Genomic DNA, 26,744 nt, shown 5'->3' with positions numbered 1-26,744 from the left:
AGACCATGAGCCTTCCCTCTCTATCGCTCAAACGTCCCGTGTTTGCCATCGTGATGAACATTATCATTGTCATCTTTGGCATCGTAGGCTTCAACTTTCTGGGGGTAAGAGACTTCCCTGCCATAGATCCTCCCATTGTAAACGTACGCACCTCCTATGCAGGCGCCAATTCAGATATTATTGAAACACAGATCACCGAGCCCCTCGAGAAATCTATCAACGGGATAGCCGGTATCAAAAATATATCGTCCAGCAGTAGCCAGGGAACTTCCAATATCACAGTTGAATTTGAACTGGGTATAGACCTCGAAGCGGCTACCAACGACGTGCGTGATAAAGTATCACAGGCACTCCGTAACCTGCCTCCCGATATCGATGCTCCTCCTGTGGTATCCAAAGAAGATGCGAATTCCGACTATATCCTCTCCATGACATTGCAGAGCAATACCCGCAATCAGCTGGAGATCACGGAATATGCGAACAACGTGCTGCTGGAAAGACTCCAGACCATTCCCGGCGTTAGCTCTATCCGTATACTTGGCGAAAAGAAATATGCCATGCGTCTCTGGATGGATCCTGCCCGCCTCTCTGCTTATAGCCTCACACCTTCCGATGTACAGGCTGCGCTGGCCAGAGAAAACGTAGAACTTCCCTCCGGTAAAATTGCCGGTAATGCCACTGAACTGACAGTACGCACTTTTGGCCGTTTGAATACGGAAGAAGATTTTAATAACCTGATTATTAAAAATGTCAATAGCAGCGTCATTCATTTCAGGGATATTGGTCAGGCAGTATTAGGTCCTGAAAATGAAGAAACGATTCTGAAAGAATCAGGTGTGCCCATGATCGCCCTGGCCCTTACCCCACAACCGGGTTCTAACTATGTAGCCATCACCGATGAATTCTATAAAAGATATGAACAGCTGAAAAAAGACCTGCCACCGGATCTGAGCACGAATATCGCTATCGATAACACCCGCTTTATCCGCAAGTCTATCGAAGAAGTGGAAGAAACCCTTGTCGTGGCACTGGTGCTGGTGATCCTCATCATCTACCTCTTCTTCCGCGATTGGCTCATGGCCTTCCGTCCATTGGTGGATATCCCGGTATCCCTCATTGCAGCATTCTTTATTATGTATATGTGTGGCTTCACCATTAATATATTGACACTGCTGGCAATCGTACTCGCTACAGGATTGGTGGTGGATGATGGGATCGTGGTCACGGAAAATATCTATAAAAAGATTGAAGCAGGCATGCCACGTATGCAGGCAGCGAAGGAAGGTTCTGAAGAAATATTCTTTGCCGTTATCGCAACCAGTATCACGCTGGCATTCGTATTCCTGCCGATTGTATTCCTGCAGGGGTTCGTAGGCCGCCTGTTCAGGGAGTTTGGGATTGTGGTAGCAGGAGCAGTACTCATCTCTGCATTTGTATCCCTCACGTTGACACCCGTATTGAATGTGAAGCTGGGTCGTAAAAAGCATACCCACTCCTGGTTTTATACCAAAACGGAACCGTTCTTTACCTGGATGGAAGATAGTTACCAGAGCGCCCTGGAGAAATTCATGAAAGTGCGCTGGATAGCTATCCTGATTATTTTAGGGTGTGTGGCCATGATTTACGTCATATTCCGCAACCTGCAGTCAGAGCTGGCGCCGATTGAAGACCGTAGCCAGTTCCGTCTTTCTATCTCAGCTCCGGAAGGTACTTCTTACGACTATATGGAACGGTACATGGATGGGTTAACCCAGTTTATGATCGATTCCATTCCTGAAAAAAATATCGTACTGACTGTGACTGCACCCGGCTTTAGTGGCGGTGGTGCGGTGAACAGTGGCTTTGCGAATGTGGTGCTCACTGAACCAACTGAGCGAACCCGTTCTCAAAAGGAAATTGTGAACATGGTGAACCGGAATATGTTCAGGTTCTCCGAAGGAAAGGTGTTCGCCATTGAACAGCAAACCATTCAGGTAGGTCGTCGTAGTGGTTTGCCTGTATCTTTTGTATTGCAGCATATCAACTTCGATAGTTTAACAAGGGTATTGCCGCTCTTCCTCGATGAGGCGAACAGTGATCCGACCTTCTCAGGTGTGGATGTGGACCTGAAGTTCAATAAACCTGAATTGCGTATTCTGATCAATCGTGCCAAGGCGAGTGAACTGGGTGTATCTGTGGATGACATTTCACAAACCCTGCAACTTGCTTTGAGTAATGTGCGCTATGGTTACTTTATCCGCAACGGTAAGCAGTACCAGGTAATGGGTCAGGTATTCCGTGGCAATCGCGATAAACCTACTGACCTGCAGAACTTCTATGTACGCAATAGCAGGGGAGAGGCTATTCAGCTGGATAACGTAGTAACGATTTCTGAAGAAACAAGTCCGCCGATTATTTATCACTTCAATCGTTATAAATCTGCTACTATTTCTGCGGGGCTGGCACCGGGTAAGACAATTGGGGATGGTATCGATGCTATGTACCGGATTTATAATGACCTGCAAAAGAAAGGCGTGATCGACGATTCTTACAATGCAGCATTGTCAGGATCTTCCAGAGACTATGCAGAAAGTGGTTCCAATACCATGTTTGCATTAGTGCTGGCGTTGGTATTGATCTACCTGGTGTTGGCAGCACAGTTTGAGAGCTGGGTCGATCCGTTTATCATTATGCTCACAGTGCCACTGGCATTTGCAGGAGCGTTGTTCTCACTGTGGGTCTTTGGTCAGACATGGAATATCTTCTCACAGATCGGGGTAATTATGTTGATCGGATTGGTGACGAAGAATGGTATCCTGATCGTAGAGTTTGCGAATCACAAACGGGATGAAGGACTGGAAAAAGCAACGGCTGCAATAATAGCGGCGACCATGCGTTTGCGTCCTATTCTGATGACGAGCCTTGCGATGGCATTGGGTGCATTACCAATTGCTATGTCACTGGGTGCAGCGGCCACGAGTCGTATTCCTTTGGGTATTGTAATCGTAGGTGGTATCGTCTTCTCATTGGTACTGACCCTATTTGTGATTCCGGCGATGTACATATTCCTGAGCAGAAGAAAACCAGTAACAGAACCAGTAAATGATTGACATGAAACGTATCCTCATATTCTGCCTGTTGCTACCCGTCTTCCATCTATCTGCACAGCAGGTGCTGACGGTGGAGCAGGCAATAGATCTGGCATTAAAAAACAACTATGATATACGGCTGGCAAAGAATGATGCCGCCATTGCAGCTAACGATTATGCCTATGCAAACTGGGCGTTTGCACCGAGGGTGAATGGAACCGCTTCAAAGGTGTGGAATACCACCCGTACCAAACAGGAGTTTGTAAATGGCTCCAAGCGGGATACCAGTGGGATTCATAGTAATAACTTAACAGGCAATGTGACCTTGTCATGGACACTCTTTGACGGGTTGAAAATGTTTGCTACCCGGCAAAAACTGGAGGCCATACGTGACCTGGGAGATGCCACCCTAAAAGATCAGTTGATGACGACTGTAGCCAATGTAATAGCAAGTTACTATGCAGTGGTGCAGGGCAAACAACAACTACATAACCTCTCAGAACAATTGTCTATTGCAGATGAAAGAGTGAAATTGTCTGATGCAAAATTTCAGACGGGGTTAGGACCCAAGACCGATTGGTTGCAATCAAAAGTAGATTACAATGCATTGAAAGCGTCTTACCTGCGGCAGCAGACGGTGATCGATCAGGGCAAAGTGATATTGAATCAGTACATGGTGATAGAAGGTGGAAATACACAGTACGAAGTACAGGATAGCATTCCGTTAAACACCGATCTTGCCTATGGAAAACTGAGAGATGAGATGCTACAACGCAACACCAGTCTGATGGTGGCAAAACAAAACCTGCAGGTTTCCGAGCTGGCGCTGAAAGAAAGTAAAGGTGATTATTTTCCTGTTATCAGCTTCAACTCCGGTTACAATTTTACAAAGGTAAATTCGAATGCAGCGACCAACTCATTCAGTCCTATCTTCAATCAGAATGGGGTATTGAACTATGGTTTCTCTGCCACGATTCCCATCTTCAATGGTTTGAATGTACATCGTCAGGTAAAGAATGCGCAGCTGAATGTAAGCTATCAGCAGCTCTCGCTGGAAAATACCCGCACAAAGGTAAATATGGCGCTAAGCAATGCATTCAAGGATTATGAATACTACAAGACAGCGGTAGACTTAGAGGAAGAGAATTTAGGGTTGGCGAGGGAGAATGCGATGGTCGCTTTAGAACGGTTCAAACAAGGGGTATCCACAACAATTGAAGTGAAAGAGGCGCAACAAAGTTTGGAAGATGCTTATAATAGGTTAATCAATGCACGATACAATATCAAACTCGCAGAAACAGAATTACTCCGCCTCAATGGTGATTTGATTAAATAAGGAAAGGGGCACCTTCGGTTGCCCCTTTTCTTATTTAAAATTTCTTTATTCCTGCTCCTCCTCCTTCTTCACCGGCGGCAAATTCCCCGTCGCCTTATCCTTCTGATACTGTGCATAACTATTCTTTATATACACCATCAAATCATACTCCGTCGCATCCTGCATAAACTGGTACCCCGGCCTATACCTCATCATAAAACTATCCAACTCAGTCCCGTTCAAATGCGTCATCCTCTCCACCAACTCCGGACTATACCTGTTATCTATATACTTTTCCTTCTCCCAATACACCAACTGCTCCTTAAAGTGTTCATTCCGCTTCCTCGTCTTACTAGGCACCAGGTACGTCAACGCCGTGATCGGGTGTGACGGCAATGTCTTCAACACATCCATCGCCCCTGGCTTCTTATACCCAAAATACTTTGCATATTCCTGCCTCGTAGCCGCCGAATCCTTCACATAGTTCCTTCCCCGCACATCTACCCGCTGAATATCGAGGATCCTCTTAGTCATATAAACATTAATGAACATGGAAGAAGAAGGTACTGCTACAAATTTCTTTTCATACGTCAACATGGAAAACTCCAGGGTATCTCCCGGCATCGCATCAATTTCAAAACGTCCACTCTCACTTCCCAAAGCACCTGTTCGTGTCTTTTTGTTGATAATGCTAACATTTGGAATACCCTGTCTATTGTCAATGTCAGTGATTAGACCCGACACTCTGACCTGCGCACTTGCGTGCTGCAGACAGAAAAACAGGCTAAAAAATAGTGCTCCAAGCCAAGCGGGAAGCGTTTTAATTCGTCTAGGCATCGCTCAAAAATAAATTTCCCCTCGCAAATGAAACGTTAAAAATATAGATTAATGTTCAAAAATCGGGGTTAATGGCTGTAAAACATACCATTTATTTATAAATAATTAATTTTAACCCTCATATATTCCAAACACTATGCCTCAGAAGATCATTTTTGCAACACAGCGCTATCAGTACCTCAAAGACCGTATTATGGCGCTGGCTCCCCACTGGGAGGAAGGTAAACTGGAAATCCGTGACTTTCCGGACGGGGAGCATTATCACCGTATCCGGAGCCAGGTACACGACAAGGAGGTCATAGTGCTGGGAGGTACTATTGATGATAAAGAAACCCTGGAACTCTTCGATATCGCCCATGGCTGTATCCAGGAAGATGCCCATTCACTGAACCTCGTGATCCCCTTCTTTGGCTACTCCACCATGGAAAGAGCCGTTAAATCCGGGGAAATCGTAAAAGCCAAAACCCGGGCATTACTTTTTTCTGCCCTGCCCGCTACTAATAGTGGCAACAAAGTATTGCTCATGGACCTCCATGTAGATGGTATCACTTACTACTTTGAGAGTGGGGTAAGACCCGTACACCTGTATGGCAAAGACCTGGTCAAAGAAGCTGCAATGGAATTAGGAGGAGGTGAACCATTTGTACTCGCCAGCACCGATGCAGGTAGAGCCAAGTGGGTAGAATCACTCGCAAATGATCTGCATGTGGAAGCTGCATTCGTATTTAAAAAACGTCTCTCTGGCGACACCACACAAATTACCGCTATCAGTGCTGAAGTAGAAAATAAAAATGTGATCATCTATGACGATATGATTCGCACAGGCGGCTCACTCATACATGCAGCACAATCTTACCTTGATGCAGGTGCAAAATCCATTTCAGTAATTACAACCCATGGGATCTTTGCCGGTGGAGGATTTGATAAGATCAAGAAAAGCGGCATCATTAAGAAAGTGATTTGTGCAGATACACACCCCAATGCATTGCACATAAAAGATGATTTGCTTATTGTAAAATCAGTAGATAAGATTATTGTAGACTACTTCCAACAACACGGGTAATCATTCTCATGTGAGTACTACTGCACAATTCCTACACCTGCCGTTGGCAAGGTGTTTGATATACAGCGTCCTGGAAAAAGGATGAGCTGTAGAGTAGTGCTGCGCAACAAACACAGAGACCATAAAAGAATTTTGATTTGTTTGAAGGGGTGCTTCACTGCAAGTGAGAGGCATGGAATTACTATATGCGGATGTTGCATTCTCACACCTATAGACCAACACTGTAAACGCCACTTATTACGGCATTTTACAGTCAACTCTAAGAAATAATCCTGAGCTGGTTCATTGTACCGGCGCTTTCGATTGTATTATAATTGAGTAAAAGAATCAGGTATTGTAGACAGGATAACGGAAACCTGTTGTAAAAAAATTTTAAACCAAATCTTCCAATATAACAATGAGAAGCCATGTACTTACCTGGTTATGGCTGTGCTTTGCTTTCTACTGTAGTTTAGGACCCAATAAAGCGAGCGCAAACGTTAACCGGCCATTCCTGACGCATACTGCAGTAAAAGCAGTTCAGCAAAAAAAAGATACTACTGTGAAGCCATCCGCTTCGCCTGTAGTGATCACACCTTCTGCCAGCAAACCTGCCACAGATAAGAGTAAGCCAGCAACGGCCACCCCTGTGATCATCACGCCAAACAATAATAATCAGCGTAAAGCGGATACTACCAAACCCGCTGCTGCTGTGATTACACCGAATAATCAGGCGAGTGACAGTACCCGTAAAGATACCACCAAACCCGCTACTGCAGACAGTGATAGCACAAAGACAAAATCTGCGGACACCTCTGCACTGATCCTTCCTTCAGATAGTAATACACTGAAAAAAGAGATCGGTCAGTTCACATTAAGTGGCGTGGTAAAACAGCCGGGAGGCCAACCTATCCCGGGTGCGCAGGTTGTAAACCTGTCCACAAAACAAGGTGTCGCTGCCAATGTAGATGGTACTTTTTCTATCAAGGCTTCTCTGAAAGATACCATCAAAATATCAGCACCTACCTTCGGTGATCAGTCAATCCCCCTTACCAACAAGGATTCACTGCCAGTGACACTCACGACAGCCTCTACCGGTAAGAAACAATTGCAGGAAGTAGTTGTTACCGCACTCGGTATTCAGCGTAATACAAGAGCAGTCGGCTATGCAATCGAAAATGTAGGTGGTAGCGCTGTGCAGGAAGCAAAAGAAGTGAACTTTGTCAATGCACTGCAAGGTAAAGTACCAGGTCTGCAAATCTCATCTAATACAGGCTCCATGGGCGGTTCCAACAAGATCACAATCCGTGGTGTGAAGTCTATATTAGGTGATAACAACGCCTTCATCGTAGTAGATGGAACACCATTCGTCAATATCAACAGCAACCAGGCAGGACAATTAAATGGTGGTGGTGGTTATGACTATGGCTCCTCTTTGCAAGACATCAATCCAGATGATATCGATAACATCTCTGTGCTGAAAGGTGCCGCCGCTACTGCATTATATGGCAGTCGTGGTGCAAATGGTGTGATGCTCATCACTACCAAAAAACGTCCTGATACAGGAGGTGGTATTGGGGTAACATATAGCCTCAATGCACAGGCAGATCAGGTATCTATATTACCTCATTACCAGAATCAGTATGGTGGCGGTAGTGGTGGAAAGTTTGATAAACTTTACTACAACGAACATCCTGATGCTTTCACAAGTGAGGCCAGTGCTACATATGACGATGGTGATGGTTTAGGAAGATATGACCTGATGCCGATCTACAAAGCAGATGAATCATGGGGTCCAAAACTGGAAGGACAGCTCGTCCGCCCATACTATTCCTTCGATAAAGATAAAGGTAATCCTTACTTCGGTCAGACTACTCCATGGGTAGCACAACCTAACAATGTGAAGGATTTCTACAGAACGGGGTATACTATCACCAACAATATTGCTATGGCCGGTAATAACGACAAAGGTTATTTCCGTCTTTCTTATGGCAATATGAACCAGCTATTCGTACTGCCAAATGCAAGTATGAACAGGAACAACGTATCGTTCAATGGTGGATATGAAATTGCAAAAGGACTGAAAGCCGTAGCATCTGTAAACTATACTGCATTCGCTGCGAAAGGCAGACCGGGTACAGGTTTCACAGGACCTAACCCAACCCTGCAATTCACCATGTATGGACAGCGTCAGCTAAACCTGGATATGGAAAAGAGATATAAATATGAAGATGGTTCACAGATCACCTGGAACCGTACATCATGGGATAATCCTGCTCCTGCTTCCAGCAATGGTCCATACTGGAACCGCTATATGGATTATGAAACTGATAGCCGCAACCGCATCTTTGGTAATGCAGGGCTCGATTATGAAGCGAACAAATGGTTAACTATCAGTGGACGTGTGTTCATGGACAACTACAATGCACTGCAGGAAGAACGTACTGCGAAAGATTATTTCGTAGGTGGCTATATCAAACGTTTACCAACTGCGAGAGAAATGAACTACCAGTTAACTGCAAATATGAAGTTCGACCTCGGTGGAAATTTCAAACTGAACGGTCTGGTAGGTGGCAACATCATGCATCGCAAATGGACAATAACTGGTGGTGCTACTAATGGTGGTTTGATTCTGCCACTGGTGTACAACCTGAACAATTCTGTAACGACTGCGACGCCGTACGATGAATATTATGAGAAACAAATCAACTCAGGATTCGCTTCCGCATCATTCTCTTACAAGAACTTCCTCTTCTTAGATCTGACAGGTCGTGCAGATTGGAGCTCTGCGCTGCTGAATGAAAACAATCCGTATGTGTATCCATCTGCATCAGCATCCTTTGTATTCTCCGATCTGCTGAAGAGCTGGAAGTGGCTGTCCTTCGGTAAATTGCGTGCAAGTGCTTCTGCTGTAGGTAACGATACCGGTCCATATAATATCCGTGATACCTATCAGTTTATAGCTGGTTATGGCAGCCATCCAATCACACAGGCGACTACTACTAAATACAATATGAACCTGAAACCTGAGCGTACACAAGAGTATGAAACAGGTATCGCCCTTAAGTTCCTCGATGAAAGGGTAGGTGTGGATTTCACTTACTATCAGCGAACTACCAAAGACCAGATCATGCAGCTCACAGTTTCTCCGGCTACTGGTTATACCACTACTTATGCAAATGGTGGTAGTGTACAGAACAAAGGTATTGAAGCTTCCTTATCACTGAACCCCATCCGTTTGAAGAACGGTTTCCGTTGGGATATCGTAGCGAATATTGCACGCAACAGGAACAAGGTGTTGAATATGGATATCGCTCAGTATGGCACTTCACTGACACAGTTAACGATCGGTACTGACCGTCGTACTACAAGAGTATCAGTAGTAGGCCTGGTAGGCCAGCCACTGGGTACACTGATGGGTACTGACTATGTGTACAATGATAAAGGACAACGTATCGTAGGGGATGATGGTAATTACCTGATCTCTGATATCAAACCTATCGGGTATGCCTATCCTGATTATACAGGTGGTATCAATAATACCTTCTCTTACAAAGGTATTTATCTGTCAGCGCTGATCGACTTCCAGCATGGTGGCAACTTCTTCTCTTATACGAATATGTATGGTAAGATCTCTGGTCTGCTGGATGTAACTGCTGCAAACAATGTACGTGAAACAGGTATTATCGCAGAGGGAGTAAAGGCAGACGGTACTCCAAACGATGTAGTGCTGGATGCGAATACATACTTCGTAAACAATGAAAACAAAACATTGAGTAAAGCGAACCTGTACGATGCAAGTTATGTATACCTGCGTGAAGTGAAACTGGGATATAATATTCCTGAATCATGGTACAAACGTTTCCACGCACAGAGTGCAAGACTCTCTTTATACGGCCGTAACCTATGGTTGATGCATAGCAATGCGCCAAACGTAGATCCGTCCAATATTCTCAACTCTAATTCCAACATTGTGGGTATAGAGGGTGGTGCATTACCATCTATCCGCTCGTTTGGTGTTAACCTCAATGTTTCATTCTAAAAAGTGAACCAAAATGCTTAACCGTATCATAAAATATTGTTTCCTGTTTGCTTTCGTGGGACTGATCATGACCGGATGTAAAAAGCTGGACAGCATCAATTACGATCCAACTAAATCAACAACGACAGAACCTCCATATCTGCTGACTGGCGCAGAGAAAAGTGTGATGGATGTATTGTATAGCACATTACAGAATGGCTATATTGGTATGCACTATGCACAGTTCTGGTCTGGCAATACAAGAGTGGCAGACAGCCAGTATTCACTCGATGAATCCAACAACAATACACTATGGACCACGCTGTATGCAGCCTTACACAACCTTGATCTGATCCGTACACTGAATACTGCCAAGGGCAATAATCCTGCGGCACAGAATCAGAATGCCATAGCAGGTATTCTGAAAGTATGGATCATGCAGATGCTGACAGATACTTATGTGAATGTACCATATACACAGGCATTGAATGTGACTGAATATATCACACCAGTCTATGACGATGCCAAAACCATTTACTCACAGCTCTCAGATACGCTGACAGCAAATATCAATGCGCTGGATGCATCACAACCTAACTTCGATGATGCAGACGTTATCTTCGGTGGCGATGTCGCCAAATGGCAGACATTAGGCCATTCGCTGATGCTGCGTCTGGCTATCCGTATGGCAGATCGTGATAACGCAAAAGCACAGAGTCTGATAGAAGCTAACTATCAGGGAGCAATGACAAGTAACAGTGACAATGCAGAATTTGCATACCTGGGTGCTGATCCCAACAGGTATCCGATGGATGAAACCAACAGACCAATTATTGACTTCTATGTATCTACCACACTGGTTGATTATATGAGAAGTATCAATGATCCAAGATTGGACATCTATGCAAGACCAGTAGATGGTCTGACAATTGACACCATCTACGGTATGCCTTATGGGATGAGCACCACAGATGCAAATCGTCCTACATCAGCTTCTTATCCTGGCACTAAGATCTATTCGGCAGACATGAAGGCCATTCTGATGACTTATTCAGAAGTTGCCTTTACACTGGCAGAAGCAGCGGCAAGAGGATATGCAGTGAATGGTGATGCAGCCAGCTATTATGAAGCCGGTATACGCGCTTCTATGGAGTACTGGGGCGTAACTGACGGAGTGGATGAGTACCTGGCAACATTACCCTACACAGGTGGTGAGTGGAAGAATGTAATCGGTACGCAGAAATGGCTGTCATTATATCCACAGGGTTTCCAGGCATGGTTTGAAAGGATCCGCCTGAATTTTACAAAACCTGATGGATCAGATTTATTTATTGCACCGGTTTCCGGCTCACTGGATCAAAATGTAACGCTGGTCCCTTACCGGCTCACTTATCCGATAGTAGAGTCCAACTCCAACAGTACCAACTACACGGCTGCGGGTAGTGCAATTGGTGGAGACAACAAAGGCACCAAGAACTGGTGGATTAGTTACTAACACAACTATCACTTATAAAACCCTGCCGGCCAGCTATCATGCTGGCCGGCTTTTTTTATGCCCGTATTTAATTATTTTTACTGTTCAACCTATTATGTGAATCATTATATGCGCACAAAAATTTGCCTGCTGGCACTATGCCTGCTTATGGGCGGTCTACAGCTTTCCGCACAGGAACTTACCCAGGGGTATAGCCACTGGTATACGTACTTCGGTACTGCACAGATAAACCAGAAATGGGCGATTGCATACGATTTTCAGGCGAGGATAAGGGATGGGATCAGTCGAAAGGGGCAGATCCTGAACAGGGCAGGGTTACAGTATACGCCTGGGAAGAATGCAAGCTATCTGCTGGGGTATTCATTTATTACCACCTACAGCGATGGGGCGGATCAATACTTTCCTGAACACCGCATTTACCAACAATTCATTTACAAAAACAACACACGCACTTTCAATATGACGCATCGCGTGCGATTTGAAGAGCGTTGGGTAGGGGCTAAGACAGCGGCTTCAAAAGATGTGCAATATTGGAAATATGGGCATCGCCTGCGCTATTTCAATCGTACACAGTTCCCGATCAGGAAGGAAGAAAAAGTGACTCCTTTTTATTTCGCCCTGCAAAACGAATTCTTCATGAATGTATTCAACAGTAAGATCAATGATAAATTCGTAGATCAGAATCGTTTCTTAATAGCGCAAGGCTACGCCTTAAAACCCAACCTCAAACTCGAAGCCGGCTACATGAATCACTTTGTACAACCAGCAACTGGCAATAAATCGATGACCCATATTCTACACTTAGCTGTATTCCACAATTTCGCCCTATAAACCCGCGATTGTTTTAGAATACGCGATTGTTTTAGACAGGCGCGGAAGCGCTTGTCTAAAACAATCCCTCCGCAAAAAAAATCGGGCAGTCCAAAGGACTGCCCGATTTTTTTTTGCAACTAATTTATACCTCTTAGTTAGTCTATTTATTCAATTTAACTAATCTTATTCTTCGCCAACCGCTCAAACTCCCGCTGCTCCAACTCCGTCTTAAACGCACTCGTCGGCACCAAAAAGAAATCCTTCTTCCCCTTATACAAAAAGAAAAAATTCTTCGCCTTCACCACCTGTGTAAACACATGCCACGACAACTCCTTCTCCACATCACTATTCCTCGTCGTAATCACAATCCCTTCCTCTGAATAATTCAACCGGATATCATCCTGAAATGTCGCCGCATTATTATAAATCGACACCGGCAGCATATACCAAAACACCAATCCAATCACCACCGACATACCGAGAATCCCTACCAGGGCACCAACAGTCACCAGCTGATATGCATACCCACAAAGAGTAAACACCAGCAGTATAAAAAGCGTGTTTTTGAAAACTTTGATTTCTCCTCGCTGCAGGAAATGATAGCGCAATGCATGCAATACTTCCTCCTTATTGTAACTAAACTCCAAATGCATTATGGCAAGGCAGACATTTTTGTTATTTAACAACTGGAATGGAAATCTGGCTTTCCATTTCATCCCTGGTACTAACTGGCGCATATTTTTTATGACTGGCCACAGGTGCTTTCTTAGGTGTACCATCTGTCAGATCATCTTCGCTCAGCCCAGGGAAATTATTCTTAATAAACTGAAAATACTGTTGTAATGTTTTCGCATCCACTTTAAATGGAAACGCAGGTTCTTCGGCCACTGCTTTCAAGTCGCTCGTATTCATACGGGAACCATTCTGCAGGTACCATTTATACAAATCCACTATCCCTTTCTTCAAATCCTCCTCATACATCTTATCACCATCCTGATCCTTCGGTAACATCCATACGTACTCCTCAACGCGGGCAGCACGTGCAGTAGTTTTTGTTACGGTAGTCGCTTTATCAGAATTATCGCAGTTAGCAGATTTACATTTTTCCTTATCCCCCTTTTCACCTTCCTTATCTTTCTTTTTCTCCTCGTTCCAGGTCTTATCCAGCTTCCTCTTTCCGCTAATGGCGCTTGCTGATGATACTGTGGCACATCCGACCAACAGCAGGAACAGCAGCTTTTTCATAGTGTAAAATATTTGTAAGTCTAAAAATACAAAATCCCGGTCAAAAAATGGAAACTGTTTTTGCCTGAGTTTGCTTCTTTCATCTTTCAACAGGTCAAAATTCCCGGCCAAAAAACAAAAGCAATGGATAAACCATTGCTTTCGAGAGTCATTTTACATTGCATGAAGATTCACGCCTGTAGGAATCAATTGGTTTTTCATAGGACAGTAACCATAATAAAATTAATACAATAACAAATATAATAAATATATACAGTAATGGTATAATCCACATAAATATTTGAAATACTTCAATTTATTAGATCAATCTTAATAAAACGTATAAAAAAATAATGAATTTATGGTAAATCCAAAATGAGACTTTTTACGAATATATGTGAAATGCCAACTTAGAGGGAGTCCTCACTTACATCTGCGATTAATACAAATCACCAGATAATCACCAGAGAGATAATGTGTAGAGCGAACTAATAGAGAAAAAACCTATGTTGAGAGTATAAATTGTGCTTTTGAACGATCAGAAGCTACCAGGAAAGTTATGCGGTAAAAGATCTTAAAATAGGTAAAAACAGACCTCAGAAAAAATAGTAAGGGCACCTGGAAAGGCGCCCTCAATTTGTTACTATCCTATGAAAACCCTATTTGAATACAAATGTAAGGGCATGTTATTTTTCTTTAAAATTTTCCGGGCACAATAACAAATCATTAACAAAGGCCCTGTACGCTAAGTCCTGAAAATGAAGCCAGTAGGTGGTTTTCAGGCACTCCCTGAGCGTAGGAAATCTGCATTTGTAAATTCGGCGCAAAGGTCCTCTGCTATTGGGTTTCAGCATAAACTGGCATAGCTATACTGTTAACTCACTTAAGTTTTTCGTAATTTGCTTGTATTTACTGCTCAAAAAAATATATATTTATTTTATATGATAAAAAATAACTTTTTAGCTGGTTAATCCGTTACACTTAAGTGAATGGCCCAAAGATTGCAGACTGTAAAATTGGAGAGAGGTCAAAATCACGTTATTTTGAATAGAAAATAGCTTCCATGCATATTTATCTAAGACTGTGACTTATTACCAAAAAATTTATATTTTTGCGACAACCGGAACAATGCTATTTTGATGCACAATAAAATATACAATTCTTTCATCGACAGGAAAGCAAAAGGACTCAAATCCTTTGCAGTTCTGATTGATCCGGATAAGGTAACTCCAGCAGGAGCAGCCGACCTGGCCGCTAAATGTACAGCAGCGAAGGTCGACTATATCTTTCTTGGGGGTAGCCTTGTGATTACCTCTCATCTAGACGAGTGTGTACAACAGTTGAAAGCCAACTGTGATATACCAGTAGTTTTGTTTCCCGGCAGCCCTTCCCAGGTTTCCCGCTATGCAGATGCGCTGTTATATTTATCCTTAATCTCAGGCCGTAATCCGGAATTACTCATTGGTCAGCACGTTATATCGGCACCCGCCGTGAAGAAGAGCGGACTGGAAGTGATTTCCACTGGTTACATGGTCGTAGATGGAGGTGCACCTACAACCGTATCCTACATCAGTAACACTACTCCGATTCCCGCAGACAAAGACGACATTGCCATGTGTACCGCCATCGCCGGCGAAATGCTCGGCCTCAAAGTAGTCTATATGGACGCTGGTAGCGGAGCCCGTAAACCTATTACTGAAAGTATGATTGCCCGTGTGGCAAGCCAGGTGAGTGCCCCAATCATTGTGGGCGGTGGTATCCGGGATGCTGAAAAAGCCTATCTGAACTGTAAAGCTGGCGCCGACATCATCGTAGTCGGAAACGCTATTGAAAAAGATGCTTCTTTAATCAAGGAAATTGCAGATGCTGTACATGCAGCACCTGTTTTAAGATAATAGTTCCTGCAACTAAAAAAACTAAAGTCCCCTCTCCTGAGGGGACTTTTTGTTGTATTTCTAAGTTTTAAACCTGTGCTGTCTTTTCTGAAAATGGCTTTCATGCCCGTTGGAGAATTTCCATTTTCATGATTGTTTTATTTAGAGACTCATCATCTCCTTGAATTTCACGGCCTGCCTTCTGCTCACCTCTATCTTTTCACCCCCACGCATTTCCAGCAATAACCCGCCGTTGAAGTAAGTATCTATCTTTTCTATCATCCGCAGATTCACAATGTGCTTACGGTTTGCACGGAAAAATGTCCTTTCGTCCAGACGCTCTTCCAGCGCATTTAATGATTTCAGGATCAATGGCTTATTAGTTTCAAAGTACACCCGTGCATAGTTGCCCACACTCTCAAAGAGACGGATTTCCTGCAACTTCACAAACCAGCAACGATCTCCGTCTTTTACAAATACCTGGTCGTTTTCTGATAGAATAGTTCTGATCGCGCCTACTTCGGCCTGTCTTTCCTTTTCTTCCTGCTGATGCAGTTTCTGTATGGCATCGGCCAGCCTTTTGGGTTCTACCGGCTTCAGCAGGTAATCCAGGGCGTTATACTCAAATGCTTTCAGCGCGTGTTCGTCGTATGCTGTGGTGAAAATAACCTGGGGAGCTTTCTCCAGCTCAGCCAGTAAGTCAAAACCAGTTTTGTCAGGCATCTGGATATCCAGGAACAGGAGGTCCGGATGCAGGGTTTCGATCTTTTCCAGACCATCTTTTGCATTCACCGCTTCTCCTACCACCACAATCTCCGGATGGTCTGCCAGCAGCTTTTTGAGCTCACTTCTGGCCAGTCTTTCATCGTCAATAATTAAAGCTTTTTTCATGAGCAGTTGCTTGTTTTGATCGCTGCGCGCTAGTATAAATCTAAGAATTTTTTCAAAAAGTGGGTTATACCAATGGCATTACCACCTTTACCTCTACCATCTCTCCATCCTTGTTGTAAATATTGAAAGACGCCCTGCTGCCAAACAGCATACTCAACCTTTGTCTCGTACTCTGTATTCCAAATCCAAATCCCGGACCTGAGGCAGACAGTTGTCCTGTGTTTTCAATCGTTATCTCATGCTGCATATTTTTTACATGAGACGCAATCAGCACCGTTCCACCTGTGATAATCCTTGAAATCCCATGTTTGATCGCATTTTCCACCAGCGTTTGCAACATCATAGGGGGAATAGGCAATTCCAGGGTTTCCGGATCGATATCATATTCCACTTTCAATCTTTCTTCAAACCGGATGGTTTCCAATGCCAGGTAATCTTTCACAATACTCAACTCATTTTCCAGGCTCACAGTCTCCGCTTTTTCCACCTGCATGGAGCTCCGGAGTATGTTCGACAACTCTGTGATGGCCGTTCTGGCCCTTTGTGGGTTTTCATCTACCAATGCCCTGATACTGTTGAGCGCGTTAAAGATAAAATGTGGATTTAGCTGTGACTTGATGGTTTTCAATTCCAGCTCCTTCACCGTACTTTCCAGCTTCAACTTATCTACCTGGGTATTTCTGCTCCGGTCTATATAGTGCCACACAAAATAAATGAGCCACCAGATAGCCGTGATCAAAAAGATCGGTAAGAGAAAATTCACTGTTTTCAGATCTGTAAATGCCCGCTGCTGGCCCAGATCCCGGAATAAATTGCCAACGGCAATATTACCCACATAGATGATAACCCCGGCACCTACTGTCAATCCAAAAAATAACAGCATCTGGCTCTCAAAACTATATTGGAACCAGTTGATACGCTGCAGAATACTCCGGAGTAAATGGGTGGCCACCAGACCAAAAAATATAATGAGCAGCAGGTTGATAGTGTAGGACCTGTCTATACTTCCCTGGTAAGAATAGGCGAAGAATATATTCACAACAAAATAAGCAGCCCATCCAGCTATCTGACACCACCAATATTTTGATATTCGTTTAAACATCTATTTGAAATTAATAAACAACTGCTACATTTCAAAAATACCTCAGCGGCTGTAGCCCAACACCCTCCTGATATACCATATTTACTTCCGGCAAGATAGCAGGGGAGTTTTTTGAAAATAATCCAACCTCCTCCTGAATACCACATTCCCTTCCCACAAAGCAACAGGGGATTTTCCGATAATTATCCACCCACTCCTGAAATACCGCATTCCCTTCCCACAAAGCAGCAAGGGATTTTCCGATAATTATCCCCCACTCCTGAAATACCAAATTCCTTCCCACAAAGCAGCAGGGGAATTTTTCTGATAAATCAGCGGATATCTTCTATTTCAAAAATACCATTAGCCAGTGGTATACTGCAACAGGTGCAGATGTACGGATTTCTGCAAGGCCAAATGGTTGTATGTGCTGATTATTGGCAAATGAATTGCTAAGTGCATACACACATTATTTATCGTACTTTTGTTTATTAAAATCCTGCATCCAACAGATATGAATATTACGCCGGGCCCATTGCTGGGCAACATCCAAACCCCTGCTGATTTGCGGAAGCTTAGTAAAGAACAACTGCATGAGGTAAGTGAAGAACTCCGCCAATTCATTATTGACGTGGTAAGCGTGCATGGTGGCCACTTTGCGGCCAGCCTGGGCGTTGTAGAACTTTCAGTAGCCCTGCACTATGTATTCAATACTCCCTATGATCAGCTGGTATGGGATGTAGGTCATCAGGCATATGGACACAAAATCCTTACCGGCAGAAGGGATGTGTTCTATACCAACCGAAAATACCACGGTATCAGTGGTTTCCCAAAAAGAGATGAAAGCCCCTACGACACCTTTGGCGTAGGTCACTCCTCCACTTCCCTTTCCGCAGCCCTGGGTATGGCCATCGCTTCCAAGTTCAAAGGAGAAACCGACCGCCAGCATATTGCTGTGATCGGTGATGGCGCTATGACCGCTGGTATGGCCTTCGAAGCCCTCAACCACGCAGGCGTAGCCAATGCCAACGTGCTCTTTATCCTCAACGATAACTGCATGTCCATTGACCCGAACGTAGGCGCACTCAAAGAATACCTGACAGACATTACCACTTCGCCTACCTACAACAAGTTCCGTGACGACATCTGGAACCTGCTGGGCAAACTCCCCGTAGGCAAGCGCTTTACCCGCGATATGGCTTCTAAACTGGAAGCAGGTATCAAAGGCGTGGTATCCGGCTCCAGCAACCTCTTTGAATCCCTGAAACTCCGTTACTTCGGTCCCATCGATGGGCATAATATCACCAAACTGGTGGATACCCTGCAGGACCTGAAAGATATTCCCGGCCCAAAACTGCTCCATATCGTTACCACCAAGGGTAAAGGTTATGCACTGGCAGAAAAGGACCAGACTACCTGGCACGCACCAGGCCTGTTTGATAAAATCACAGGCGAAATCTTCAAAAAAATACCTGATAAGCCACAACCTCCTAAATACCAGGATGTGTTTGGGCATACCATCATAGAACTCGCAGAGCAGAATAATACCATTATGGGTATAACCCCTGCTATGCCTTCCGGCTCCTCCCTCAAATACATGATGGAAAAGATGCCGGATCGCGCCTTTGACGTAGGTATCTGTGAGCAACATGCCGTTACCCTCTCCGCCGGTCTGGCTACGCAGGGTATGCGTGTGTTCTGTACCATTTACTCTTCCTTCTTCCAGCGTGCATACGATCAGGCATTACATGACGTAGCTATTCAGAAACTCCCGGTAGTATTTTGCCTGGACCGCGCAGGCCTGGTAGGTGAAGATGGGCCTACCCACCATGGTGTTTACGACATTGCTTATATGCGTTGTGTACCCAATGTGGTGATCAGCTCACCGATGAATGAAGAGGAACTGCGTAACCTGATGTACACTTCCCAGTTGCCTACACAGCAACTGCCTTTCGTGATCCGCTATCCGAGAGGACAGGGTGTGATGCCTGAGTGGCGCCAGCCTTTCAAAGAAATTAAAGTCGGTACCGGCCGCAAACTGCGGAGTGGTAAAGATGTAGCGATCCTCTCCCTGGGTCCAGTAGGTAACTTCGTAACTGAAGCCTGCAAAAACCTGCTGGCAGATGATCTGCAACCTGCTCATTACGACATGCGCTTTGTAAAGCCACTCGATGAAGAGATGCTGCATGAAATATTCAGCCAGTTCGATAAAGTGATCACTGTAGAAGACCATGCAATCAGTGGTGGTTTTGGTAGTGCGGTACTGGAATTCATGGTAGATCATGGGTATACAGCGAAAGTAAAACGCCTGGGTATCCCTGATAGGATCATTGAGCATGGTAAGCCTGAAGAGCTGCACCGTGAGTGTGGTTTTGATGCGGCAGGTATTGCGGCGGCGGCAAGAGAAATGCTGAAAGACAAGATAACAGTAACCGCTGGGTAAGCGTATCAAAAGAATTGAAATAGCATTTAAATAATTTCAAATCCTTTAAAAAAAATAGCTTTTGCCAGTGGGCGAAAGCTATTTTTTTTAAAGGACTTCTTTTATTTGCACATATGTATTTACAGCTTCAGATCATCGCTATCATAAAAGAAACAGCCGATACCTTCACTTACAGGTTGCAGGCCGTGAATGGAGAACCAGTCACCTATGCGGCAGGGCAGTTCCTGACCTTTCTTATCGAATTGCATGGTGTAGAATATCGTCGTTCTTACTCCTTCAGCTCTGCTCCGGGGATTGACAAAGACCTTGCTGTCACAATACGTCGCAGGGAGAATGGAGAGATCTCCCGCCACATTCTTGATCACTGGAAGGTGGGAGACATCATCACCACCCTGCAACCCGCTGGCCGGTTCACGCTGGAGGAAGTTCCTGAAAACCCTTTCGATGTATTTTTGTTAGGTGCCGGCAGTGGCATTACACCACTCTTTTCCCTGCTGAAATACATGCTGCATCATCATACAAATGCACATATCAAACTTGTTTATAGCAGCCCTACACAAGAGCAGACGATCTTTCATGAACAATTACAATCATTACAGTCGCAATACAATGAACAATTGCACATCATTTACCTCTTCAGTGCCGAAGGCATTGTGCGCAGACTGAGCAATGGCCTGCTGGAACCACTGGTAAAAGAGCAATTAAAATATGCTGCTTCACTCGCACAATTCTTTGTGTGCGGACCACCAGAATATATGCGTATGGCGCTACTCACACTCACCTTCATGGGGTATAACGAGCAACAGCTGCATAAAGAAAACTTTATAGTAAACACAGCACCTAAGCTGGCGCGTATCGGTGCGCCAACAGATAGTACTATCAAAACAGTACTGATCAAAAAAGGCAGTGAAAGCTATGAGCTTAAAATACCGGGCAATAAGAACATATTGTCCGAGGCCTTGGTTCAGGGCATTACTTTGCCATATAGCTGCAAAGGGGGAGTTTGTGGCTCCTGCACAGCCCGTTGTACGCAGGGAACAATATGGATGGCATTGAATGAAGTGCTCACTGACAAAGAGATGGCACAAGGCTACCTGCTTACCTGCACAGGATATGCAGTAAGTGAGACTGTCATTATTGAAGTCTGATTTCCTGCACGAGCTATACAGTAAGTAAGCCCCCTCATCATTAAAGTCTGTTTCCCTTTAACCAGGCAAGGTCATGAAAAAGCGGAGAATGCATTGAATTCTTCCTGCAATTCTATATATAGCTTTCTGAATGTTTGCATGCGATCTTCCATTGTGGCGCAGTCATCCACGGGACGGTCATCATGTAGTACGGCGAGCTGACCGTTGTTGGAGATCTTTTTTGCACACTGCTTTAAGTCGTGGAACATCTCATCCGATACCTCTAACTGACGAATGAATTGGTTTTGAAAATGCTCAATCTGGGCCAGAGAATCTTCGTCTGATTTCTTGCTGGACAATAATTCAAGACGATTTTGCATTGACCGGATGGTATCTCTGACACTATTCACTTCTACCTTCCAGTCCTGAATCTGTTCGAGCTCTGATGTTTGTGCTGAAACTTCCATAGTATTGATTTTGCTGTGAAAAAAAATAGCTGATCAATCATGCTTTTTCTTGCGGAAACAAGTCCTGTTTATAACACATTTCTAAGATACAAACCTTTTCACCAATAGAAAAAGGCAATTTGCTTTTTAACAAATTGCCTTTTCCAACTATATGGGTGCTTTCCCTTTCACTATCGAAATCAAGCTGCAATCGAATTAAATTTTACAACTCACTTTATAATATCTCTACATTAAATAGCAGTCTAAACATTTAATGATGATATCTTTTTTTAGCGCAAGTATGCGTTATACATCCAGATTATTTTTTCCTGTTCGCGAATGTAGGTAGTGATGAGATCATTGGTACCATCGTCACCTACTTCAGCGCTGAGGGCAGAGACTTCACGTTCTATTTCGATAATGGTTTGGAGGCCGGAAAGTACGTGTTGTACACAGGCGGTGTCCTTGCCTTCGTTTTTTATTTCGTGAATATGAGAGTCGGCGATGTAATCCGAGAAGGCGTGAGTAGGGGTGAACCCTAAGGTTAATATACGTTCTGCGATTTCATCAATTTTGGTTAATGAATCGGTATATAGTTCTTCAAATTTTATATGAAGTGTGAAGAATTTGTCGCCGCGAATGTTCCAGTGAAAGCCGCGTACGTTCATGTAAAAAACCTGGTAGGCGGCTAGCAGGTGATTGAGTTTTTCTGCTAGTTCTTTTGAGTTTTTTTTCTCTAGTCCGATATTGGTTACTGCGGTACTCATATGTTGTAGTTTTTTAAGCTAAAACACAAAATAAATGCCCAAATACCCTATGCCCTAATACTGAATGATCCTGGCGGANNTCCGCCAGGATCATTCAGTAGCGGATTCCTTTTCTTTCAGGCTTTACCTGAAAGAAAAGGAATCCGCAAGTAATTTAAACAGCATTAAGCCAGACTAGCATCCAGCGTAATCTCCGTATTCAACAACTTCGAAATCGGACAATTCGTCCTCGCCTCCTCAGCCAACTCCGCAAACTTCGCTGCATCCAAACCCGGCACCGTCGCCTTCAACTCAAGATGACTACCAGTCACCGCACCATTCTCCAAAGTCACCGTCGCCTTCGTATCCAGGTTCTCAGGCGTAAAACCCGCACCTGAAATCAGGAAACTCAATTTCATTGTAAAACAGCCCGCATGCGCAGCTGCAATCAGTTCTTCAGGGTTAGTACCATTTCCATCCTCGAAACGGCTCTTATAAGAATAAGGGGTGCTGCTCAGTACAGCAGACTGTGTAGTAACTGTTCCTTTCCCGTCCTTTCCTGTACCTTGCCAGTTAGCAGAAGCATTTCTCTTCATGATTCAGTGTTTTGTGTAGTTTAAATAATGTATTTAAAGGGATCTCTAAATTACTACTTCTTTTACTGTTCTCAATCCCGCACCCACGTAGATTTTTCTCTACATACGGGGAATAAAAAAGCCGCCCCGGCCGGGGCGGCTACTCACTATTTCTGGCAATCTATCCTTCAAAAAAAGTTAATGCTCCAAACATCACATCTACTCACTCCACACTTCGATTTGTAGTAATGCTAATTCCAATCTAATGTTCCTTAATACCAGTCCTGATTGCCAGAAATCTTCCTCTATACCTGATTAGGCTTGTTTTACCAACTGCACACTCGCCAGCAGTTTCACTTCTTCACCCAGCAACAGACCACCGTTGTCGGTAGGACCATTGAAGGAAATACCATACTCTTTTCTTGCGATCTTACCTTTTACTTCAAAACCTGCCTTAGTCTGTCCATATGGATCCTTAACGATACCGCTGAATTCTACTGCCAGTTCTACTGGTTTGGTCACACCACGCATAGTCAGGTCACCAGTTACTTTATAGTTCTCGTCGTCTACTTTCTGAATACCAGTAGATACGAAAGTCAGTTTAGGGAATTGTGCTGCATGGAAGAAATCTTCTGCCTGCAGGTGCTGGTCACGTTGCTCATTCTTAGTCGTGATGCCAGCAACTGCTGCTTCGAAAGAGATCTTAGCATCGCTGAAATCATCGCTGCCACTTTCTACAGTAGCATCGTATTGAGTAAAATAACCAGTTACATTAGTGATCATCAGATGCTTAATCTTGAATTCTACATCACTGTGAGATTGATCAATTTTCCAGATTGCCATAAAATAAGAGTTTTAGTTTTTTGAATGTTTTAAATATCTGAAGGATTAATTGCCTTGTTTGTTCGTTGTTTGATGATGTAAAATTAATCGTTGCAACAACTATTCGGAATGGATAAAAAGAGGAAAGTGGTGGACTTTTTTACTCCGCCGAACTAACTAATTGATTATCAAATTGCAAGTTTCCCAGTCTCTTTGAATTCAGAAGGGGTCTGACCGGTATATTTTTTAAAAAAGCGACTAAAGTAGTGAGGATCTTCAAAACCTAACCTATATGCAATCTCTTTTGCTGACAAATCAGTATTATATAAATAACGCTGCGCTTCCAGGATTACCCGGTTACGAATATGCTCACCTGCCGTAATACCTGACTGCTGCTTGCTGATCTCATTGAGCAATACGGGCTTCACATGCATCAGACCTGCATAGTCAGATACATTCTTCAGGGTGGTATATTTATCTTCGATGAGGTTCTTAAACTGTAAAAATAAGGAGCTGTTGTGCGAAGCATGCTGATCCGGGGTAGCGATCATACTACTCCCTTTTATACGGGAGGCCAGTACCAGGAAATAGCGCAGCAATCCATGCAAAGCCGTATCAAAACCTGGCTCCTGGTCCGTCACTTCCTTCTTCATGAGCTGTACCAGCATCTCAAAATCTCTTTCCTGCTCTGGCTGCAGCGTGATCACTGTGCTGAACTGATTGTTGAAGAAGAGGGAGGAATTGATACCCATTAGCGAAGCAGCCTGATCTTTCAGACACATAAACGCGTCCTGGAAAGCGATCATATAACCTTCTACCTTTTCGCTAAAGGTCATGGTATGTACCTGGCCGGGGGCCAGGAAATAAAGTGTATTCTTATTTACTTCGTACGTCATTGCATCAATGGTAGGCTCAATATGTCCCTGCTTGATCCAGTAGATCGTATAGAAGTCATGACGATGGGGTTTACCGTTGGTGGCAAAAAAACTCTCTTTCAGCTCACAGAGGCTGGAAGCAACAAAATTGCTATCCGCCTGCGCATAAGCCGGTAACGAAACGATCTCGATATGTTCTTTTTTGTCACTCATTCCATATCAAAAGCTCCCGCTACTTCCAGTTCACGGTCTTCAGGTTCTATAAAATCGATGATAAAATTGTTTCTGCCTTCACCCACCATAATGGTCATGTACTTCATCTGCACCAGTTCCAGCATACCCAGGAAGAGGAAAATGGCGTGCACCCTATCCTGACAATGATCAAAGATCTTTTCAAATGCCAGTGTTTTCTCCTTTTGCGCCAGTTCGATCATGTACTGACGGGAGCCCTCCATGGTGTAATCATATTTATATACTACGTGCTGTGGCTTGTTGTCACGCTGCTTTACCCTTTGCATCACCTTTTCGAAAGTCTGGGTGAGCTTGAAGAGGGTAAGGGTCTGAATCTCAGTGCCCTCGCTGGTGATTTCACCAATAGAAGACAACTCCTTTGCAATATTCCCTCTTTTGATCATCAGCATCCTGTCTGCTTCCTTTTCGGCCAGCTCGGCAGCCGCCTGCTTGAAACGCTTATATTCCAGGATTTTATCAATCAACTCCTGGCGGGGGTCTATTTCCACCCCCTGCTCATCCAGTTCTTTGCGGGGCAGCAGCATCTTGGCCTTGATACGCATCAGGGTAGATACGAACAGGATGAATTCGCTGGCCAACTCAATGTTGATGGATTCCAGGTGGTGAATATAATCCAGAAAGTCGTTGGTGATAGTGGTGATAGGGATATTATAGATATCCAGTTCGTCCCGCTCAATAAAGAAGAGCAGCAGATCAAAAGGTCCCTCGAACTGGGGGAGTTTTATCTTATATGAGTTCTCGGCCATAATATTATGATCCCTTCGCCTGGCAAATTCCGGGTGAAGGGATCATTCAAAAATAGGAAAAAATTCCCGCTTAAAACTTCGCTGAAAAACCAACGCCTATGACCTCTTTGACCTGCAGCCGGGGTCCCAATACACCTGTTTTGGGATTCACAAAGGACTTCACGTCATCGTCATAGATCATATCAAGTGATATTACTGCTGAGATATGTTTATTCACCGCCAGGTTGAGCGAATTGGTCATATACAGATCCACGTTTTGCGGATTGTTCCGATAATTGGAGTAGAGATCTAATCTGCCCTTGTACACAATCCCTTTGGCCAGTGACTGTACGGTATTGATAGTCAGGTAAGCACCAAATTCAGATTTGATATGCTTGCCGGTATCTACTCCAAATGAGCCCTGGGATGCCAGATAGTCGTCCATCACAAATACATAACGGCCGGTAACAGGAGAGAAGAAGATCGAAAACTGGTCGGTCGGCTTATAGTCAATACCCGGAGAAAGCACTAAATAAGCAGGTGCGAAGAACCTGGATGACAAAGTCTTGGAAGTATCCGTATACAGGTAACCATCAGTAAACTGACTACGAAGATCCACCAACCCTGACAGGTAAAAGTTTTTACCAATGTCATAACCATATTTGGAGGTTATGGAAAGCAGGTCATCGCTCTTACGGCCACCAAGGCTGGTCGTATTTACATAACCGTATGCAAGGTTAAGTACGTTGTCCCAGCTATGCTTCCCCTTTTTGTAAAAGGCAAACGCACTCAGGGAAGAGGCAACGGAAAAAGAGAACTTATCACCACCCGCAGCCCAATTGGTCAAAGATCCCTGGTTTACGTTCAGGTTGAACATACCTCCTTTTTTCCAAACTTTGTTAGTAGTGTCACTGGCGTCTTTCTTAATTTTCCCGCTGGCTTCTTCGCGGGATGTTTTCATCCAGTCGTCCTGTGCATGCAGGACACCGAATGTGCATACCAGTACAAGGACTGTCAAAAAGGATCTTCTCATTACAATTTGTGGTTTAAATGCGGGGGTCAGCAGACAGTG

21 protein-coding genes are annotated in these 26,744 nt (G+C 44.1%); 9 read left to right on the top strand and 12 right to left on the bottom strand.

The features are described 5' to 3' along the window. Nucleotides 1–5: 5 nt before the first annotated feature. Together BW716_RS09110 and BW716_RS09105 are read left to right on the top strand one after the other, a co-directional pair. On the top strand, nucleotides 6–3,089 hold the full coding sequence (locus tag BW716_RS09110; RefSeq protein ID WP_083722226.1) for an efflux RND transporter permease subunit: 3,084 nt from the start codon (nucleotides 6–8) through the stop codon (nucleotides 3,087–3,089). A gap of 1 nt (nucleotide 3,090) precedes the next feature. Next, nucleotides 3,091–4,404 carry a TolC family protein gene (locus tag BW716_RS09105; protein ID WP_179091056.1) on the top strand — a complete coding sequence of 438 codons (1,314 nt, stop codon included), beginning with the start codon at nucleotides 3,091–3,093 and terminating at the stop codon, nucleotides 4,402–4,404. Nucleotides 4,405–4,449: 45 nt separating this feature from the next. Here BW716_RS09105 and BW716_RS09100 read toward each other — a convergent pair whose 3' ends face one another. After that, nucleotides 4,450–5,220, bottom strand: coding sequence for a carboxypeptidase-like regulatory domain-containing protein (locus tag BW716_RS09100; RefSeq protein WP_083722224.1), 771 nt, complete (start codon nucleotides 5,218–5,220; stop codon nucleotides 4,450–4,452). Between the two features lie 136 nt (nucleotides 5,221–5,356). Between BW716_RS09100 and prs the strand changes: the two genes are divergently transcribed. From prs to BW716_RS09080, 4 genes are all read left to right on the top strand, one after another. Then, entirely contained in the window at nucleotides 5,357–6,283 is a 927-nt protein-coding gene (gene prs / locus BW716_RS09095) for a ribose-phosphate diphosphokinase (RefSeq protein WP_083722223.1), read from the top strand. Nucleotides 6,284–6,680: 397 nt separating this feature from the next. After that, nucleotides 6,681–10,304: a SusC/RagA family TonB-linked outer membrane protein gene (locus BW716_RS09090; protein ID WP_083722222.1), complete on the top strand. Its 3,624-nt coding sequence runs from the start codon at nucleotides 6,681–6,683 to the stop codon at nucleotides 10,302–10,304. Between the two features lie 13 nt (nucleotides 10,305–10,317). Then, nucleotides 10,318–11,778, top strand: a complete 1,461-nt coding sequence (locus tag BW716_RS09085) for a SusD/RagB family nutrient-binding outer membrane lipoprotein (protein WP_083722221.1) — start codon at nucleotides 10,318–10,320, stop codon at nucleotides 11,776–11,778. Between the two features lie 108 nt (nucleotides 11,779–11,886). Then, nucleotides 11,887–12,609: a DUF2490 domain-containing protein gene (locus BW716_RS09080; protein ID WP_179091054.1), complete on the top strand. Its 723-nt coding sequence runs from the start codon at nucleotides 11,887–11,889 to the stop codon at nucleotides 12,607–12,609. 155 nt (nucleotides 12,610–12,764) lie between these two features. Here the strand turns inward: BW716_RS09080 and BW716_RS09075 are convergent, their stop codons facing one another. Both BW716_RS09075 and BW716_RS09070 read right to left on the bottom strand, forming a co-directional pair. After that, nucleotides 12,765–13,244 (bottom strand): YcxB family protein, encoded by a 480-nt coding sequence (locus BW716_RS09075; protein ID WP_179091053.1) that lies wholly within the window; start codon nucleotides 13,242–13,244, stop codon nucleotides 12,765–12,767. Between the two features lie 22 nt (nucleotides 13,245–13,266). Next, a complete protein-coding gene (locus BW716_RS09070) occupies nucleotides 13,267–13,836 on the bottom strand; it encodes a hypothetical protein (RefSeq protein WP_143708795.1) in 570 nt (189 codons plus the stop codon). A 1,118-nt stretch (nucleotides 13,837–14,954) separates the two neighbouring features. Between BW716_RS09070 and BW716_RS09065 the strand changes: the two genes are divergently transcribed. Next, a complete protein-coding gene (locus BW716_RS09065) occupies nucleotides 14,955–15,710 on the top strand; it encodes a geranylgeranylglyceryl/heptaprenylglyceryl phosphate synthase (RefSeq protein ID WP_083722217.1) in 756 nt (251 codons plus the stop codon). 141 nt (nucleotides 15,711–15,851) lie between these two features. Here the strand turns inward: BW716_RS09065 and BW716_RS09060 are convergent, their stop codons facing one another. Both BW716_RS09060 and BW716_RS09055 read right to left on the bottom strand, forming a co-directional pair. Next, on the bottom strand, nucleotides 15,852–16,580 hold the full coding sequence (locus BW716_RS09060; protein WP_083722216.1) for a LytTR family DNA-binding domain-containing protein: 729 nt from the start codon (nucleotides 16,578–16,580) through the stop codon (nucleotides 15,852–15,854). A gap of 64 nt (nucleotides 16,581–16,644) precedes the next feature. Then, a complete protein-coding gene (locus BW716_RS09055) occupies nucleotides 16,645–17,682 on the bottom strand; it encodes a sensor histidine kinase (protein ID WP_083722215.1) in 1,038 nt (345 codons plus the stop codon). A gap of 463 nt (nucleotides 17,683–18,145) precedes the next feature. Here BW716_RS09055 and dxs point away from each other — a divergent pair, with 463 nt between their 5' ends. After that, nucleotides 18,146–20,104, top strand: a complete 1,959-nt coding sequence (dxs, locus tag BW716_RS09045; RefSeq protein WP_235643574.1) for a 1-deoxy-D-xylulose-5-phosphate synthase — start codon at nucleotides 18,146–18,148, stop codon at nucleotides 20,102–20,104. A 113-nt stretch (nucleotides 20,105–20,217) separates the two neighbouring features. Next, nucleotides 20,218–21,252: a flavin reductase family protein gene (locus BW716_RS09040; RefSeq protein WP_083722212.1), complete on the top strand. Its 1,035-nt coding sequence runs from the start codon at nucleotides 20,218–20,220 to the stop codon at nucleotides 21,250–21,252. A 71-nt stretch (nucleotides 21,253–21,323) separates the two neighbouring features. On the opposite strand, the gene BW716_RS09035 is transcribed toward BW716_RS09040, so the two are convergent. The 7 genes from BW716_RS09035 to BW716_RS09005 all read right to left on the bottom strand — a co-directional run bounded on the left by BW716_RS09035 (nucleotide 21,324) and on the right by BW716_RS09005 (nucleotide 26,705). Beyond that, nucleotides 21,324–21,698 carry a hypothetical protein gene (locus BW716_RS09035; RefSeq protein ID WP_083722211.1) on the bottom strand — a complete coding sequence of 125 codons (375 nt, stop codon included), beginning with the start codon at nucleotides 21,696–21,698 and terminating at the stop codon, nucleotides 21,324–21,326. A gap of 269 nt (nucleotides 21,699–21,967) precedes the next feature. Beyond that, on the bottom strand, nucleotides 21,968–22,444 hold the full coding sequence (locus tag BW716_RS09030; RefSeq protein ID WP_083722210.1) for a Dps family protein: 477 nt from the start codon (nucleotides 22,442–22,444) through the stop codon (nucleotides 21,968–21,970). 164 nt (nucleotides 22,445–22,608) lie between these two features. Further along, entirely contained in the window at nucleotides 22,609–23,019 is a 411-nt protein-coding gene (locus tag BW716_RS09025; RefSeq protein ID WP_083722209.1) for an OsmC family protein, read from the bottom strand. Between the two features lie 294 nt (nucleotides 23,020–23,313). Further along, a complete protein-coding gene (locus tag BW716_RS09020) occupies nucleotides 23,314–23,841 on the bottom strand; it encodes a YceI family protein (RefSeq protein ID WP_083722208.1) in 528 nt (175 codons plus the stop codon). Between the two features lie 167 nt (nucleotides 23,842–24,008). Next, the gene (locus tag BW716_RS09015) at nucleotides 24,009–24,908 is read right to left on the bottom strand and encodes a helix-turn-helix domain-containing protein (RefSeq protein WP_083722207.1); all 900 of its coding nucleotides are present in this window, start codon (nucleotides 24,906–24,908) and stop codon (nucleotides 24,009–24,011) included. Further along, nucleotides 24,905–25,693 carry a ScpA family protein gene (locus tag BW716_RS09010; protein ID WP_083722206.1) on the bottom strand — a complete coding sequence of 263 codons (789 nt, stop codon included), beginning with the start codon at nucleotides 25,691–25,693 and terminating at the stop codon, nucleotides 24,905–24,907. The genes BW716_RS09015 and BW716_RS09010 overlap by 4 nt, the downstream gene beginning before the upstream one ends. 70 nt (nucleotides 25,694–25,763) lie before the next feature. Then, nucleotides 25,764–26,705, bottom strand: coding sequence for a DUF3078 domain-containing protein (locus BW716_RS09005; protein ID WP_083722205.1), 942 nt, complete (start codon nucleotides 26,703–26,705; stop codon nucleotides 25,764–25,766). Between the last annotated feature and the right edge of the window lie 39 nt (nucleotides 26,706–26,744).

Source organism: [Flexibacter] sp. ATCC 35208, assembly GCF_001975825.1.
GTDB lineage: Bacteria > Bacteroidota > Bacteroidia > Chitinophagales > Chitinophagaceae > Chitinophaga.
The sequence above is the reverse complement of the archived record's forward strand: the minus strand, read 5'-3'. Positions and strand labels throughout refer to the sequence as shown.

Excerpts from the sequence above, each read along its gene's own strand:
- BW716_RS09110 (WP_083722226.1), top strand. The coding sequence starts at position 6 with ATGAGCCTTCCCTCTCTATCGCTCAAACGTCCCGTGTTTGCCATCGTG.
- BW716_RS09105 (WP_179091056.1), top strand. The coding sequence starts at position 3,091 with ATGAAACGTATCCTCATATTCTGCCTGTTGCTACCCGTCTTCCATCTA.
- BW716_RS09100 (WP_083722224.1), bottom strand. The coding sequence starts at position 5,220 with ATGCCTAGACGAATTAAAACGCTTCCCGCTTGGCTTGGAGCACTATTT.
- prs (WP_083722223.1), top strand. The coding sequence starts at position 5,357 with ATGCCTCAGAAGATCATTTTTGCAACACAGCGCTATCAGTACCTCAAA.
- BW716_RS09090 (WP_083722222.1), top strand. The coding sequence starts at position 6,681 with ATGAGAAGCCATGTACTTACCTGGTTATGGCTGTGCTTTGCTTTCTAC.
- BW716_RS09085 (WP_083722221.1), top strand. The coding sequence starts at position 10,318 with ATGCTTAACCGTATCATAAAATATTGTTTCCTGTTTGCTTTCGTGGGA.
- BW716_RS09080 (WP_179091054.1), top strand. The coding sequence starts at position 11,887 with ATGCGCACAAAAATTTGCCTGCTGGCACTATGCCTGCTTATGGGCGGT.
- BW716_RS09075 (WP_179091053.1), bottom strand. The coding sequence starts at position 13,244 with ATGCATTTGGAGTTTAGTTACAATAAGGAGGAAGTATTGCATGCATTG.
- BW716_RS09070 (WP_143708795.1), bottom strand. The coding sequence starts at position 13,836 with ATGAAAAAGCTGCTGTTCCTGCTGTTGGTCGGATGTGCCACAGTATCA.
- BW716_RS09065 (WP_083722217.1), top strand. The coding sequence starts at position 14,955 with ATGCACAATAAAATATACAATTCTTTCATCGACAGGAAAGCAAAAGGA.
- BW716_RS09060 (WP_083722216.1), bottom strand. The coding sequence starts at position 16,580 with ATGAAAAAAGCTTTAATTATTGACGATGAAAGACTGGCCAGAAGTGAG.
- BW716_RS09055 (WP_083722215.1), bottom strand. The coding sequence starts at position 17,682 with ATGTTTAAACGAATATCAAAATATTGGTGGTGTCAGATAGCTGGATGG.
- BW716_RS09040 (WP_083722212.1), top strand. The coding sequence starts at position 20,218 with ATGTATTTACAGCTTCAGATCATCGCTATCATAAAAGAAACAGCCGAT.
- BW716_RS09035 (WP_083722211.1), bottom strand. The coding sequence starts at position 21,698 with ATGGAAGTTTCAGCACAAACATCAGAGCTCGAACAGATTCAGGACTGG.
- BW716_RS09030 (WP_083722210.1), bottom strand. The coding sequence starts at position 22,444 with ATGAGTACCGCAGTAACCAATATCGGACTAGAGAAAAAAAACTCAAAA.
- BW716_RS09025 (WP_083722209.1), bottom strand. The coding sequence starts at position 23,019 with ATGAAGAGAAATGCTTCTGCTAACTGGCAAGGTACAGGAAAGGACGGG.
- BW716_RS09020 (WP_083722208.1), bottom strand. The coding sequence starts at position 23,841 with ATGGCAATCTGGAAAATTGATCAATCTCACAGTGATGTAGAATTCAAG.
- BW716_RS09015 (WP_083722207.1), bottom strand. The coding sequence starts at position 24,908 with ATGAGTGACAAAAAAGAACATATCGAGATCGTTTCGTTACCGGCTTAT.
- BW716_RS09010 (WP_083722206.1), bottom strand. The coding sequence starts at position 25,693 with ATGGCCGAGAACTCATATAAGATAAAACTCCCCCAGTTCGAGGGACCT.
- BW716_RS09005 (WP_083722205.1), bottom strand. The coding sequence starts at position 26,705 with ATGAGAAGATCCTTTTTGACAGTCCTTGTACTGGTATGCACATTCGGT.